The sequence below is a fragment of the Neobacillus sp. KR4-4 genome (genome assembly GCF_042136325.1).
Taxonomy (GTDB): Bacteria; Bacillota; Bacilli; order Bacillales; family Cytobacillaceae; genus Neobacillus.
Genome location: NZ_JBHHJU010000014.1, coordinates 1 through 14,846, shown reverse-complemented (window position 1 = coordinate 14,846; position 14,846 = coordinate 1). Strand labels below are relative to the sequence as shown.

Below are 14,846 nucleotides of genomic sequence, written 5' to 3'. Positions count from 1 at the left end.
ATTATTTAACGACACCAGTCACGTTATTCAGCGTTTTTATTTTTCTTAATGGGTCCAAACCTAGAATTTGTCTAGCCTCGTTTGGTGTAGCAATTTCTCTTCCTAACGTTTTTGATAAATCTACAATTCTCTCAACAAATTGAGCATTGGTTTTAGCTAATTCACCTCGTCGATAATAAACACTGTCCTCCATACCCACTCGGACATGTCCCCCCAGGAGAATACTCATGGTATTAATCGTTAATTGATCTTTACTCGCTCCAATTGCTGACCATGTTGAACCGGATGGAATACTTTCCGCTAAAAACATTAAATTTTTAGGTGTAGCCGGCATTCCACCATGTATTCCTAGTACAAATTGGAAATGAAAGGGAGGTTCAATCAGGCCCTTCTTGATAATTCGCATCGTATTTTCAATCATGCCAACATCGAATATTTCAATTTCAGGTTTTACATGATGTTCTTTCAATTTAATGGCCAGTCGCTCTAAAAAATTAGGGGTATTGTAAAATACACTAGATCCAAAATTCATTGTACCAGCATCAAAGGTTGCCATCTCAGGGGCCAATTCACATACTCGAAGCCGATCTTCATCGTTCATATCGACTCCTCCAGCAGTCGTTAAGTTGATAATAATATCACATTTATCCTGAATACGATTAACGACATCAATATAAGTATCTAAGTTAAGAGTATTGTCACCGTTTTCATCTCTCACGTGAATATGGGCAATGGATGCTCCTGCTTGCCAAGCCTCATAAACGGAATCTGCAATCTCCTTCGGTGAAAGCGGCACATAAGGGGTATGTTTGCGAGTAGTCTGAGCTCCTGTTGGAGCTACTGTAATAATCAATTTTTCCATCATAATCCCTCCATTTAGTTATCATTTTACATTTACAACGAAACGTTTCGCCGGAAATCAAAAAATAAAAGGCTTTCATAATATTAGAAACTTTTTACTCCTATTTGATTACAACACCGGGTTTCCTATGTATTAAATATCTATTCTATATAAAATATTAATAGACTCTTTTATGTTGAAAATAGAAAACCATAATAATGAAACCGCTTAACAATCTTTTAATTATCGAAACGTTTCGCTATCTGTTTTTTAGTATAAATAGAATTGATTTTAAAATCAATAGATTTTTTCGAATATTGTAAAAGTGTTTTTTTAATAAAATTTCTATAACTTCCACAAAATAAAAAAGGAGGTAAAACCTTCCTCCATACTACAAAATTGATCCATTATTGTTCTTATCTCTTGTATAACCACAACTTTCACGAACAACCAAAGATGGAGTAAGTGTTATTTGTCTAGAAACAATTTCATTCTTTTCTTTAATCAGCTGTAGAAGCAGCTCCATAGATAATTTGCCCATTTCATATGTGGAGTGATCAACACTAGATAAAGGAACAAGAAAATTTTCGGAAAAAGCACTATTATCATTTCCGATCACTGCAATATCCTCTGGAACACGAATCCCAGAATCTCTTAGTCCCTTGATTACCCCAAAAGCTACTATATCACTTACCGCACATATAGCTTCCGGCAATTTTTCCACTTGTTCGAGCATCTTTTTAGCATTGGTATATCCCGATTCCAAGGTGTATTCTCCATCAAAGACTAGCATCGGATCCACCTCTAAACCATGAAGAGCCATGCAGCTAATAAATCCAGCTTTTCTTTCTCTTGCCGTGTTTATCTCCAAATTACCTCCAAAATAGGCAATCCTTCTGTATCCCTGCCTCACTAAATGATTAACAGCTAATTCAGAACTGAGCGGATTATTAACTCCAACAAAATGTTTATCATAGAATGGGGGCTTTCTATTAATCAAAACATATTTTAATCCTGTTTTTTCAATTTTGTTTAAATCCTCCGACGTAGCAATATTAGCTAAAAGGAGACCGTCAACTTGTTGTTCCAGCATTAGTTCTAGATATGTCAAGATTCTGTTATGTTCATTTGATGTATTACAAAGGATTACATTGAAATTATGATTAAATGCCACATCCTCAATACCTTTGATCATTGGCGGATAGAAGGGGTTTAAAATATCTGTCACTATGAAACCAATGGTGTTGGTACTCTTCTTTTTCAAACTACGTGCTACTGCATTTGGTCTATAATTTAGTTCCTCGATTGCCTGCATTACTCTTTTTGTAAGTTCCGGACTGACATAGGCCGAACGATTAATTACAGCTGAAACAGTAGAAAGTGAAACATTAGCTTTTTTTGATATATCTTTCATCGTTGCCATTTAAATAACCTCCAGGAAAACGTTTCGATATCTGTAATCTATAATAATTTTGGAACGGATGCAATTCAATGACCTTATCTTTTGGAAAACTCTTCTTCAAATAATTAATCAGGCTACTCGGGGTTTACAATTAATAATTGTAAATTTGAGTCTTTGCTAAAACTGACACAAACTGAACAAAAAAATAAAATCCCTTAAGCAAATAGGTCATAGACCTTGACTTAAAGGATAGAAAAGGATTGAAAGTTCTGCGATGAACAGTGAGAAAAGCAAAGCTATATAAGAATTATCTGGCTACTGCTCCACCATCTACTGAAATTAACGTACCTGTCACATAATCAGAGGCCGGTGCAGCTAAGAATAAAGCAACACCCACAACATCTTCAGGTGTACCCCATCTTTTAGCAGGAATCCTTCCGTCTACTTGCGGTTTTCTTATGGGATCGTTAGCAAGGTCAGTGTTCATAGCTGTTAACATAAAGCCGGGTGCCATTGCATTCACTTGGATACCATACTGGGCCCACTCATTTGATAAGGATTTAGTTAATTGTACAATGGCCCCTTTACTAGTCGAGTAAGCTGCTGCATTAAATCCACCTAATATAGATACGATAGATCCCATATTAATGATTTTTCCGGATCCTTGCTTCTTCATTTCTGCTGCTGCTAATCTGGATAATTCAAAAACAGAAGTAACATTAAGGCCAAAAATCCGATTCCAGGTTTCAAGTGAACACTCAAAAGCAGGTTTCCTATCAATGATGCCGGCACTATTGATTAATATATCAACAGTGCCCCCTAGTTTATCTAATGCCTCATTGAAAGCCTGTCTTAAACTATCAATATTTAATAAGTCCCCTTTTATAGGATGAATTTCACCATCTTTTGCTCCTAGTTTAGTTGATATATTAAATATTTCATCTGAAATATCGATAACAGCAACTTCGACACCTGATTTATAGAAAGCCTCTACCATTGAAAAGCCTAATCCCTGTGCTCCGCCCGTAATAATTGCTTTTTTACCTTTTATATCAAATAAATTAAACATAAATTCACCTTCATTGTTTAATATACTAAGAATGAATTCCTTTTCCAATTAGTGTATTTGCAGATTCCATCAAAACTTCAGAAAGCGATGGATGCGGCTGCACCATTTTCGCAAACTCATCCACTGTTCCTTCCAAATACAGATAAGCAGAAGATTGACTAATCATTTCAGTAACATGGGCACCTACCATGACGACACCTAGGATTTCACCATATTTCTCATCAATCATTACTTTTGAGAATCCTTCTGTTTCACCTGCTGCCAGGGCCTTTCCATTACCTGAAAAGTTGTACTTATTAACTCTATACTTAATACCTTTTTCTTTCAGTTCCGCTTCACTCATACCAACACTAGCAACTTGTGGGTTTGTGTAAATACACCGAGGCATCACTTTGTAGTTCATCTTTTCTTTATTACCATCTAAATTTTCAACAGCTGTTAATCCTTCAGCGCTTGCAACATGTGCCAACTGCAGTCCACCAATCACATCCCCCACTGCAAAATAGTCTTTTTTGCTAGTTTCCAGATAATCATTTACTGCAACATGTCTTCCTGTCATTTTGAGATCCAGTTCCGAAATAGCTGAAACATTAGGCTTACGGCCAACAGCCAACAATATTTCATCAACTGTTAGGAACTCTACCTTCCCTTTATCGGAAGTAATCATTAAGGTCTTCTTTGGGTTGCTTTCTTCAATAGAAGACACCTGGTAATTTGTTAAAACTTTAACACCTTTTTTCTTTAGATTTTTGAGCAAAACTTGGGAAGCATCTTCATCTTCCGTTGGTATGATTCGATCACCGAGTTCAACAATCGTAACCTCTGTTTTTAAACTAGCAAAAATATTTGCGAACTCTACTCCAATAACCCCTCCCCCAACAATCACAATGGATTGAGGGATCTCTGTGATGTCAAAAATAGTATCTGTTGTGTGATAATTAACTGAATTCAGGCCATAAATTGGCGGTACAGCAGGCTGGCTGCCCGTCGCAATAATAATTTTTTCACCGCTAATTTGATAGGACTCATTTCCGATCACAACCGTAACCCTTTTATCATCATGGATGGTGCCGAAGCCGTTATAAACATCTATTTTTCCAGCGTTCAATAAATGTTCAATGCCACTTCTAAGGGCAGCAATTACTTGGTCCTTACGTGCAAACATTTCTTTCAATGAAAAACTCAAGTTTTCTGTTTTAATTCCCCAGTTTTTCGCTTTCTCAATACCTTCAATAATTTCAGCATGTCTTAATAGAGTTTTAGAAGGAATACACCCCCTGTTCAGGCATGTCCCTCCTAAATAATCTACTTCTACAAGCGCCGTCTTTTTACCATTTTTAGCAGCTCTAAGGGCAGCAACATACCCGCCCGGGCCGCCACCGACAACAACTACATCATAGGCCGTCATACTGTTACCACCTTATATGATTAATCTGAAAGGATTTTCTAATGTTTCTTTTAATTCCGTTAAGAACGCAGCTGCAGGGGCACCGTCAATAATACGATGATCAAAAGATAAACTTAAGGTCATCATCGAGCGGATCGCCAGCTCTCCATTGACCGCCACTGGTTTCTCCTGAATTCTGCCTACACCCAGAATCGCTGACTCGGGTTGATTAATGATCGGTGTAAATCCATCCACTGCGTACATTCCTAAATTACTTATGGTGAACGTGCCATTTTGCATTTGTTCAGGCAATAATTTTCCATCCCTTGCAAGTTTGCCCATTGACTTACATTCTTCCGTAATAGCAGCAAGACCTAATTTTTCAGCATTTTTTATTACCGGAACAACCAATCCATTTGGCACCGCTACTGCCATCCCTACGTTTACATTTGAACGATAAACGATTTCATCCTTTTCAAGGGATACATTGATATCAGGATGGTTTTGCAAGGCATGTGCTGTTGCTTTTAGAATCACTTCGTTATATGAAAGCCGGTATCCATTTACCTTCTCTATCACAGGAAGCAACTCTTCTCGGAGTCTTACACTATTGGTCATATCGACTTGGCTAGTCAATGTAACATGCGGTGCGGTAAATGCACTTTGTGACATCCGATCAGCAATAACTTTACGAATGCCTTTAAATGGAATCCTTTTTTCGGATGGAGTGGACTTCTGAATTTCAACCTTTTCATTTATTGAATTTGATGAATCAAGGTCTGCTTTAACGATTTTTCCATTCAAACCTGATCCTGCAATATTCTTATAATCGATGCCATGATCATCGGCAATTTTCTTCGCTAATGGCGTGATTTTCTTAGCATTTTCCGCTAAAAAGTTTACAACGTCTATTTTTTGAATACACCCGAGAGGCCCTGTTCCTGTAATATTCCTCAAATCAATTTGATTCTCCTCAGCCAATTTTCTCGCAGCTGGTGTTCTTCTGATTTTGTTTCCTCTTTCTGCTGGTGCTTCTAGGACAGCTGCAACTTTTCCAAAAGTCTGATTTTGCGCTACTATGGGCTGAGACTCGTCACCAGATGATTTGTTTTCTAAGCCTTCTACACGTTCACCTTCATCACCCAGATATGCAACCACTTCTTGTACCTTTACGATTGAACCTTCATCGTATAACGTTTTTAACAAGACACCCGTTGTTTCTGCTTCAATCTCTAGGACAATTTTATCTGTCTGAACTTCAGCAATCGCGTCTCCTTCCTCGACTACCTCTCCAACCTGAACTAACCAAGAAATAATTGTCCCTTCTTCCATCGTTGCCCCAAGTTTTGGCATAACTACTTCAGTTGCCATGATGACACCTCCTTACTTGTTCATTAACTTTCTGCACTCTTCAATAATGTTATTCACTTGTGGAACAGCTGCTTTTTCTAATTCCGGATTATATGGAATAGGTGTCTCTACGCCGCCTAATCTTCTAATCGGAGCATCAAGGTAATCAAAGGCGTCGCTTTCTGCAATCATGCTGGCAATTTCTGCCCCGTACCCGCTTCTTTTTACAGCTTCATAGACTACTAACACCCTGCTGGTTTTCTTTACGGATTCTAAAATTGTTTCTGTATCTAAAGGCACTAATGTGCGCGGGTCAACCACTTCGACACTGATGCCTTCTTTTTCTAGTTCTGCCGCCGCTTCCAGTGCTTTATTAACCATGATTGCTGTCGCTACGATTGTAATATCTTTTCCCTCTTTTTTAATGTCTGCTTTACCTAATGGAATCTCATAATCTTCCTCTGGAACTTCTCCTTTAACAGGGTATAGAAGCTTATGCTCATAAAATAATACTGGATTATCGTCTTTAATCGCTGCTTTCATTAACCCTTTCGCATCATAAGCATTTGAAGGCTGGACTACTTTTAATCCAGGAACATGTGTCATCCATGCCTCTAAGCTTTGTGAATGCTGTGCAGCAAAACCAGCACCGGAGCCTGCTGGAAGTCTAACCACAACCGGAACTTTTGCCTTTCCTCCAAACATATATCGATTTTTTGCAGCTTGGTTCACGATATTATCCAAAGCAATCATAATGAAATCCGAAAACTGAATTTCTAATATAGGCCTCATGCCTGTCATTGCCGCACCGACAGCACACCCGCTAATTGCAGCTTCAGAAATAGGAGTAATTCTTACCCGTTCTGGCCCGAATTCTTCAATCATCCCACTTGTAATTCCGAATGCACCACCATAAACCCCGATGTCTTCACCCATAATAAAAACATCTTGATCATTTTGCATCGTTTGACTCATTGCTTCCCTAATTGCCTCTGAATATGATATTTCTCTCATTTTAGTTCCCGCCTTCCTTAAGCATAAATATCGGTAGTTAATGTCTCTAAACCTGGCGCCTTGCTGTTTTCAGCAAATTCTACTGCTTCATTCATAATAGCCTGAACTTTTTTCTCCAACTGGATATATTCTTCTTCTGATAAAATATTTTCTTTGATTAATTGTTGCTTAAATAAGTCGATTGGATCTCTTTGTATCTTCCATTCTTTTTCTTCTTCTCTAGTTCTATATTTTCTGGCATCACTACGTGAATGACCTTCCCATCTATAAGTATGTGCCTCTATTAAAGTAGGACCTTCACCATTTCTTGCTCTTTCCACTGCTCTTTCGGTGGCTTCCACTACTGTTAATATTTCATTCCCGTTAATGGTTTCACTTGGAATACCGTATGCAGTACCACGGTCTGAAATATTTTCAATGTTTGTCATTTCCTTAATTGATCCTGACATACCGTACAAATTATTTTCACAAAAGAAAATAATAGGTAATTTCCAAACAGATGCTAGATTCAAAGATTCATGAAAAGCTCCTTCATTTGATGCACCATCTCCGAAAAAGCATAAAACAACATAACCTAAATTTTTCATTTTTGATGTTAAAGCTGCACCTGTTCCGAGAGGCAAACCTGCCGCTACAATACCGTTCGCACCAAGATTACCCACATCTAAGTCGGCGATATGCATGGATCCTCCTTTGCCCTTGCAGGTACCTGTTTCTTTTCCAAGTAATTCAGCCATCATCTTCTTAACATCTGTTCCTTTTGCAATACTATGCCCATGACCCCGGTGGGTACTTGTAATTTTATCTTCATTTGTTAATGGTACACATGCCCCTACTGCAGTTGCTTCTTGTCCAATACATAAATGCATCGTCCCATGAATCTTCCCTTGTTGATATAACCTCTTTAAGGTTTCTTCGAAACTTCTAATGAGCATCATGTCATATAACATCGTTTTTAATTTTTCCGGTGAAAAAGAAGAGTTCTTAACTTGAATTAAATTAGACATAAATTTCCTCCTATATTCTCTTTGAAAACCCTATCAATTAATTATTAATGCAATTTCCATGCCAATTAATAAATACTAATTTTCTTATAATTTCAATTTTTATATTTTTAATAGTGATGTATAATTGAGTATACTGATGCAAAATATCATCGTTTTTCCCAAAAGAATCATGCAAGGAGACAGAGTTATGAATAACATACTATCTAATATCAACATCGTTGGTATCCTGGTTATAAATAAACAAGGGGATATATTGTTTTCAAATTCACTAGCACAAAAATATACGTACTATTATGACTCTATTATTGAGTCATCTTTAACACATTCCCAATCCTTCTGCCTGGTACCTTTTCCAGCAGAAATGACAACTTTTACAAACAATGACCAAATTGTGGTGGTAATTAATCCAATAGATGAATTAGTGAGATTAAAGAAAGAAAAAGAATCATTACAAAGTCTAAGAAATGAATTAAATGAAGTGATTAATTCATCTTTTGACGGTATCGTTATTTCCGATAAAGATGGGATTATCATTCATCAAAATCCATCATATGAAAAAATTACAGGGCTATCAGCAAAGGATTGTATTGGCAGAAGTCTAAAAGAGCTTGAAAATGAAGGCGTTATTAATGCTTCAGCTTCTTTAAAAGCATTAAATGAAAATAGGGAAGTAACGATTGTTCAAAAAATTAATACAGGAGCCACTGTTCTCGTTTCAGCAGCTCCTATTCGAAATAAAAATGGAGAAATTCAAAAGGTGGTCAATAACGTAAGGGATTTAACTCGTTTAAATGCCCTTGAGTCAGAAATAAAACAATTAGAAAAGCAAAACAAACAAATTCACGAAGAATTAGAGTTGCTAAAGGAACAAAATGATCCTAAACTTTCCATTATTGCTCAATCAGATGTAATGAAAGACGTATTAGACAGGGCATTAAGAGTAGCACAAATAGATTCTGGTGTTCTCATTCAAGGTGCTTCAGGGGTAGGTAAGGAAAAAATTGTAGAATTAATTCATCGCCATAGTGTTAGAAAAGGTTATCCATTAATTAAAATAAATTGTGGTGCAATACCAGAATCATTGCTTGAGTCAGAGCTTTTCGGCTATGAATCCGGCTCTTTCACAGGAGCCAATCAAAAAGGAAAAGCCGGATTATTTGAAGCAGCTAATCATGGTACCATCTTTTTAGACGAAATTGGTGAAATGCCGCTTCCATTACAAGTTAAATTATTACGTGTCTTACAAGAGCATGAAATTACACGTGTCGGTGGAACAAAACCAATCCCAGTTAATATTAGAATTATTGCTGCAACGCACCGGAACTTATCAGGAATGATAACAAGCGGCCAATTTAGAGAGGATTTATATTATCGCCTAAACATCATTCCAATCAAGATACCTCCATTGAAGGAAAGAAAAGATGATATTATTCCACTGATTTACCATTTCTTAAATAGGATTAACCAGAAATATGGCATTAATAGAAAATTTTCTAACGCCGCAATAAATGCCTTTACACGTTATGATTGGCCAGGAAATGTACGTGAATTACAAAATTTAGTAGAGAGAATTGCTCTGATGAGTTTGAATCCCGAGATAGATATTAAAGATTTACAAAAAGAATTAGATTTTAATAATGATATGGAATTTAATGTGAAAACATCACCGTCAATGTCACCTATTTCTAAATTAGAGCCATTAAAGGATCAAATAGAGTCATTTGAAAAAGAGATAATAAGAGAAGCTGTTACCGTATTCCCAAGTATCAGGAAAGCTGCAACTGCTTTAAAAGTTGACCAATCAACACTGGTAAGGAAAATGCAAAAATATAAGATTGGAAAATAAAAAAACAAGCATCGACAGTCATGGCCGATGCTTGTTAATATTTTTATTCGTTTGGAAATAATAATGTTTTATAACCCACTTTTTTCTCAGCTAACTCAATAGCTTCTCGCCAATCATTAATTTGAAGTTTATTAGAAATCAAAGGAGAAACATCGACATGCTTGTATTCTAAATGATGCATTTTATCATCAACTATAAGTTTAGGTAACTTTTTCTGAATATCTCTTTACTGGAACCTCCAAAAACCATTTAACATTTCAAAAAAGTGACTTTGATTCGTGTCAGTCAGGTTCACTAAAAAAGGAGTCTCCCCTTTTTCTTTTAATACCTTCGCAGCCGGACCATCTCCAATTGGTGTACAAAATAATAAATTAGTTCCGTTCAACTCTAAAATTCTACAACGTGCATTGGTTTGCGTATCAATATACTCCTTGCCTTGTCTAAGACAAAACAATTTCTTCCAAATTTCTACTGTTTGATCCAAATCATTTACGACAAAACCAACACTTTCCAATTTTGGCTGGCCTAATATGTGTGACCCTATCAGTCTTTGTTCCTCTAATTCCGAATACCTTTCTTCATCTGATTTCTCCCATTGAATAAAAAATGGTAAAGAAATCTTGTTTTCTGCGTATTCAGGGAATAACAATGACCACCTGATTACTTGACCATCAGCACGAACTCTCTCCCCAGAAAGTGGCCCATATACAGTAAGTCCTTCTGCTTTAAGTTTGATTGCTAGTTCTTCAATATGATTTGTTCGAATCGCTACTTTTGCAGGACCTTCCCGACTTTCTTTTGCTAGCTGTCGAACGATTTGCGTAATCAATCGATTTTCATCATGTTTTTCAGCTATTGATAAATTCTCAATTCCTAAAAATTCAATATAACTTAATCCAAAATAGGTTAGGGTATTATATGTTCCCCAAGATTCATGACGCCCACCCTTCACAACAAGAAGTCCTCTTTGGTTTAACGGAGAAATGGCTTCCTCTGGTTTCTTAAAGAACCAAACTAGGTGATCAAAGAAAAATTGCATTATAGAACTCCTCTACAAATAAAATAAACTTCAAAAATTGAATCATAAAGGCTTGTTATTTAATGCCGCCAACCTCTGAATCATATAAGAATTGATTCTTTTTCTAATTCACGATGGAGTACTTCTCCCATTCGCTTCATACCTTCCCTAATTTTCTCTATAGGCATATTCGAATAATTTAAACGTAAAGCATTGTTCTCTGTTCCATTCGGAAAAAATGGTGAGCCAGGAACAAACGCAACATTATTTGCCAAGCATTCAGCGAATAATCCCCTAGAATCAACTGACTTAGGAAGCTCAACCCAAATAAATAATCCACCTTCTGGCTTACTATAGGACAAATTCTTTGGAAAAAATTCCTCAATGCAAGATAACATAACTGTACATCTTTCTTTATAAACCGCTTTGATTTTATTAATGTGCTCTTCGATATTGTAAAGTTCCAAATATTTTGCTGTAATTCTTTGAGCAAAGCTATCAGTATGTAAATCAGCTGTTTGCTTAAAAGCAACATACTTTTCAATAAAAGTTTCATCTGCACAAATCCACCCGAGTCGAAGACCGGGAGTAAAAATCTTAGAAAAGGTGCTGATATAAATTACTCTGCCCTCTGTGTCAAAATATTTTACAGGCGGGAGTGTCTCCCCAGCAAATCTAATCGCTCCATAAGGATTATCCTCTACAATCAGTACATCATATTGATTTGCAAGCTCTATCATTTTCTTTCGTCTTTCTAGCTTTAATGTACGACCTGTAGGGTTTTGGAAATCTGGAATTGTATAGATAAATTTCGTATTAGGATGCTCTTTCAGCTTTTTCTCTAGCTCTTTCATAACCATCCCATCATCATCCATAACTACTTCAACAAATTTGGGTTTGTATGACTTGAATGCATTTATTGCTGCAAGGTAGGTTGGGCTTTCACAAATAATCGTATCTCCCTCATTGATAAATATTCTTCCAGTAAGATCGATTGCTTGCTGGGATCCTGATGTGATCAGAATTTTATCAATAGTAGAGTTGATTTTCATACCTTTCATTCTTTGATTAATAGCTTCTCTTAAAGGAATATATCCTTCAGTCGTACTATATTGAAGAGAAGCCGCACCTTCTTCATTCAATACTGCATTGCATGAATTCTTAAGAGCTTCTACAGGGAACAACTCTGGAGCTGGCAAGCCTCCTGCAAAAGAGATAACCTCTGGTCTTTCGGTTACTTTTAATATTTCACGTGTCTCAGAAGGTTTTACTAAATTAGTTCTATCAGCAAATTTATTTTCCACTTTTCATCATTCCTTTTTAATAATAACTAACTTCACGTTAGAATACGCTGAATTTTCAGTTACTTTTTCAGAACATCTTAACACACACAAAAAAACCATACAACAATATAATTGTATGGCAAACAATATTATGAATGTACAGCAAATTCAATTAGGTATAATCGTTTAGTAAACCTTTGAGAATGATCAATCCTTGCTCAAGCTCTTCGAGTGTTTCTGTTGCACTTACTGCAATTCTTACAGCACGCTCTGGACAACTCTTTCCAACTACAAAACGTTCCGCCGCAAACACTTGTACCCCATGCTGGGCAGCTACCTTTTCAAATTCCGCACCTGTGATTTTACCTGGTAATAATAACCAACGAAAAATGCCTGTTTCAGTACCTAAACAGGTATAGTCTGACAAATATTGATTTACGACTTGGTTTCTACGAATCGTTTGTTCCCGATGACTCTTAATGATGTTATCAAATTGATTCGATACCATCGTACGTGCCGACAGTTCTGCTAATAATGGGGAAACCGATATATTAAGATTATAAAGTGCCTTTGAAATTGGCTTCTTGAATCGACTCGGCACGGCTACATAGGCTAGGCGTAACCCCGGTGCTATTGATTTCGATAAACTCGCAATATAGATAACCTGTTCTGGAGCAAATGCTGCTACTGCTGGAATTGGATTTTCGTTGAGGAGTTGATAGGTCCCATCTTCGAGAATGAACTGATTATACTTTTTGGCAATTGCTGCAATCGTTTTTCGGTTCTCGACAGACAAACAGGAAGCTGTTGGATTATGATAATCTGGAATCAAATATATGCCTTTAATATGGTCATTTTTACAGGCATATTCAAAGGCATTTGGACTCATTTCATCATTCTCTGACTTTATCGGGACTATTTGCACACTAAGCATCGCGGCAATCGTTTTTAAGCCAGGGTAGGTATGGTGGTCAGCACCAATGCGGTCCCCAGGCTTACAAAGACTTGCTAATGTAGCAGCAATCGCATTTTGACCACCATTTGCAAATAAAATGTGATCAACGGTTGTTTCAAATCCACCTCTTCGGATTAGCTTTTGTGCTGCAACCTTTTGCCAGAGGCTTTCCCCTGCTCGACCATACCCAAACCATTTTGCATAATCAGGCTCTTGAAGCATATTTTTCAGTTGGAGTAGTAGAGGCTCGTATGAAACATTATCTGGTAGTGTCGCTCCCATTTCAATTAAATGCTTCGGCTTTGTATCTTCAAGTAAATACGAATTCGATAACGCATCAAATGATACAAATGTGCCACTTCCCACAGAGGCACTTATCAATCCCTTTAACTCACACACTTTTAATGCTTTTGAAATGGTACTCAAATTTAAATCTAAATAATCGGCCAATTCACGCTGTGGGGGAAGCTTTGTTCCGGGTAATAAAACACCGTTTAAAATATCTTGTTCCAATTGCCCTGCAAGTGTTTGATAAATTGGCTTTTTTGTTTTATCAATCGATGGCTTCCAGCTCATCGGATAGTTTTCAAACGAATTAATCGGCATGATACGCATCCTTTTTCATACAATTATATGATTGTGTGGTTTATAAAACAATTGCAGGCTCATATAGCTAAATCAATAACCTTATTCCTCTCACAAAGTATTTCAACAAGAAAAAAGGACCGTCTCTGCAACCTCTTATTGACAGACACTCATTGGTTTCGTTAAGGCCTCTCCGATTATGGCCCCTTGCTGTTGATTAATTGGATACGTTTCGGACACTCTAGAAATAGGAGGTGCTCTTCATGTATTCTTGGATATACTCTCATTTTATAAACACAGGCTGGTTTGTCATCACTGTGTTCTCGATTCCTTTAGTTTTATTAGCTTTTTTATTATACTTTGAGGTAAAACAGCATATGCAAAATAATGACGGTGGTCAAAATCAATAGCGTTATTTCTTCCATATCTCGCACCATTACCCGCACATATCCTAAATTACCGCGTTCATTCTATTATATTCCCCCGGTAGGTATATTCGTAATATCCTCAATAATTCCGACAAATAAATGATTTTAAAAAGGATAACGCTTACAACTTAGCGAATATATACATTGAGTTACTAATAAAATACACGGAGGGATGTCTTTTGTTGAACTGCAAAAAATGTGAAAAAGAGTTTTATTTCCAAGTTACGGAAATGAATGTCCCTGGAGGCAAAGTGCGTGAGAATATAAATTGCCCACATTGCGGTGAAACAAATGGCTCAGTTCTAACGAGCGGTGTCGTGTATATTCATAAAATTGAGGAAAACTCTAAGAATTAATTAACTATCGATACTTTACACGACAAATGGGCCCTTGTATATAGGGCTTTCTTTAATTTTTGTACAAATAAAAACGCCACCCACGAGTGAAGAAATGACAAAATCGATTCCAGATCATTTATTGAAGCCAGTCTTGTTCTATACTCCTTTTTCATTACTTTACCCCCTAGATTTTTATCGTATTGTCAAAACTTTTATATTAAAAAAGTTAATAATCCTTGATTTAAAGGGATTTAAATGCAAAAAACTTGCCACCCCCGTGAAATTAGGTTAAAAGTGAGGTTACCACACCGAACACCTAATCC

Annotated in this window: 12 protein-coding genes; 2 read left to right on the top strand and 10 right to left on the bottom strand. The window is 36.7% G+C overall.

Features of this window, described 5'->3' with window-relative positions; genetic code table 11:
* Position 1 precedes the first annotated feature (1 nt).
* From ACE198_RS15320 to ACE198_RS15290, 7 genes are all read right to left on the bottom strand, one after another.
* The gene (locus ACE198_RS15320) at positions 2-862 is read right to left on the bottom strand and encodes a beta-keto acid cleavage family enzyme (protein WP_375376124.1); all 861 of its coding nucleotides are present in this window, start codon (positions 860-862) and stop codon (positions 2-4) included.
* Between the two features lie 370 nt (positions 863-1,232).
* On the bottom strand, positions 1,233-2,264 hold the full coding sequence (locus ACE198_RS15315) for a LacI family DNA-binding transcriptional regulator (protein ID WP_375376123.1): 1,032 nt from the start codon (positions 2,262-2,264) through the stop codon (positions 1,233-1,235).
* Between the two features lie 286 nt (positions 2,265-2,550).
* The gene (locus ACE198_RS15310; RefSeq protein WP_375376122.1) at positions 2,551-3,312 is read right to left on the bottom strand and encodes an SDR family NAD(P)-dependent oxidoreductase; all 762 of its coding nucleotides are present in this window, start codon (positions 3,310-3,312) and stop codon (positions 2,551-2,553) included.
* A gap of 25 nt (positions 3,313-3,337) precedes the next feature.
* Positions 3,338-4,720 (bottom strand): dihydrolipoyl dehydrogenase, encoded by a 1,383-nt coding sequence (gene lpdA, locus ACE198_RS15305; RefSeq protein WP_375376121.1) that lies wholly within the window; start codon positions 4,718-4,720, stop codon positions 3,338-3,340.
* 12 nt (positions 4,721-4,732) lie between these two features.
* Positions 4,733-6,070: a dihydrolipoamide acetyltransferase family protein gene (locus ACE198_RS15300; RefSeq protein WP_375376120.1), complete on the bottom strand. Its 1,338-nt coding sequence runs from the start codon at positions 6,068-6,070 to the stop codon at positions 4,733-4,735.
* A gap of 12 nt (positions 6,071-6,082) precedes the next feature.
* Entirely contained in the window at positions 6,083-7,063 is a 981-nt protein-coding gene (locus tag ACE198_RS15295) for an alpha-ketoacid dehydrogenase subunit beta (protein WP_375376119.1), read from the bottom strand.
* A gap of 17 nt (positions 7,064-7,080) precedes the next feature.
* On the bottom strand, positions 7,081-8,070 hold the full coding sequence (locus tag ACE198_RS15290) for a thiamine pyrophosphate-dependent dehydrogenase E1 component subunit alpha (protein WP_375376118.1): 990 nt from the start codon (positions 8,068-8,070) through the stop codon (positions 7,081-7,083).
* Positions 8,071-8,257: 187 nt separating this feature from the next.
* On the opposite strand from ACE198_RS15290, the gene ACE198_RS15285 reads away from it, so the two are divergent.
* Entirely contained in the window at positions 8,258-9,916 is a 1,659-nt protein-coding gene (locus tag ACE198_RS15285; RefSeq protein WP_375376117.1) for a sigma-54 interaction domain-containing protein, read from the top strand.
* Between the two features lie 226 nt (positions 9,917-10,142).
* Here the strand turns inward: ACE198_RS15285 and ACE198_RS15280 are convergent, their stop codons facing one another.
* From ACE198_RS15280 to ACE198_RS15270, 3 genes are all read right to left on the bottom strand, one after another.
* Positions 10,143-10,955 carry a VOC family protein gene (locus tag ACE198_RS15280; protein WP_375376116.1) on the bottom strand — a complete coding sequence of 271 codons (813 nt, stop codon included), beginning with the start codon at positions 10,953-10,955 and terminating at the stop codon, positions 10,143-10,145.
* 80 nt (positions 10,956-11,035) lie between these two features.
* On the bottom strand, positions 11,036-12,238 hold the full coding sequence (locus ACE198_RS15275; protein ID WP_375376115.1) for an aminotransferase-like domain-containing protein: 1,203 nt from the start codon (positions 12,236-12,238) through the stop codon (positions 11,036-11,038).
* Between the two features lie 151 nt (positions 12,239-12,389).
* A complete protein-coding gene (locus tag ACE198_RS15270) occupies positions 12,390-13,778 on the bottom strand; it encodes an aminotransferase-like domain-containing protein (protein ID WP_375376114.1) in 1,389 nt (462 codons plus the stop codon).
* Positions 13,779-14,020: 242 nt separating this feature from the next.
* Between ACE198_RS15270 and ACE198_RS15265 the strand changes: the two genes are divergently transcribed.
* Positions 14,021-14,167, top strand: coding sequence for a hypothetical protein (locus ACE198_RS15265; RefSeq protein WP_375376113.1), 147 nt, complete (start codon positions 14,021-14,023; stop codon positions 14,165-14,167).
* Positions 14,168-14,846: the final 679 nt, after the last annotated feature.

Coding starts and splice junctions, on each gene's coding strand:
- ACE198_RS15280 (WP_375376116.1), bottom strand. CDS start 10,955: ATGCAATTTTTCTTTGATCACCTAGTTTGGTTCTTTAAGAAACCAGAG.
- ACE198_RS15265 (WP_375376113.1), top strand. CDS start 14,021: ATGTATTCTTGGATATACTCTCATTTTATAAACACAGGCTGGTTTGTC.
- ACE198_RS15310 (WP_375376122.1), bottom strand. CDS start 3,312: ATGTTTAATTTATTTGATATAAAAGGTAAAAAAGCAATTATTACGGGC.
- ACE198_RS15300 (WP_375376120.1), bottom strand. CDS start 6,070: ATGGCAACTGAAGTAGTTATGCCAAAACTTGGGGCAACGATGGAAGAA.
- ACE198_RS15285 (WP_375376117.1), top strand. CDS start 8,258: ATGAATAACATACTATCTAATATCAACATCGTTGGTATCCTGGTTATA.
- ACE198_RS15270 (WP_375376114.1), bottom strand. CDS start 13,778: ATGCCGATTAATTCGTTTGAAAACTATCCGATGAGCTGGAAGCCATCG.
- lpdA (WP_375376121.1), bottom strand. CDS start 4,720: ATGACGGCCTATGATGTAGTTGTTGTCGGTGGCGGCCCGGGCGGGTAT.
- ACE198_RS15315 (WP_375376123.1), bottom strand. CDS start 2,264: ATGGCAACGATGAAAGATATATCAAAAAAAGCTAATGTTTCACTTTCT.
- ACE198_RS15290 (WP_375376118.1), bottom strand. CDS start 8,070: ATGTCTAATTTAATTCAAGTTAAGAACTCTTCTTTTTCACCGGAAAAA.
- ACE198_RS15295 (WP_375376119.1), bottom strand. CDS start 7,063: ATGAGAGAAATATCATATTCAGAGGCAATTAGGGAAGCAATGAGTCAA.
- ACE198_RS15320 (WP_375376124.1), bottom strand. CDS start 862: ATGGAAAAATTGATTATTACAGTAGCTCCAACAGGAGCTCAGACTACT.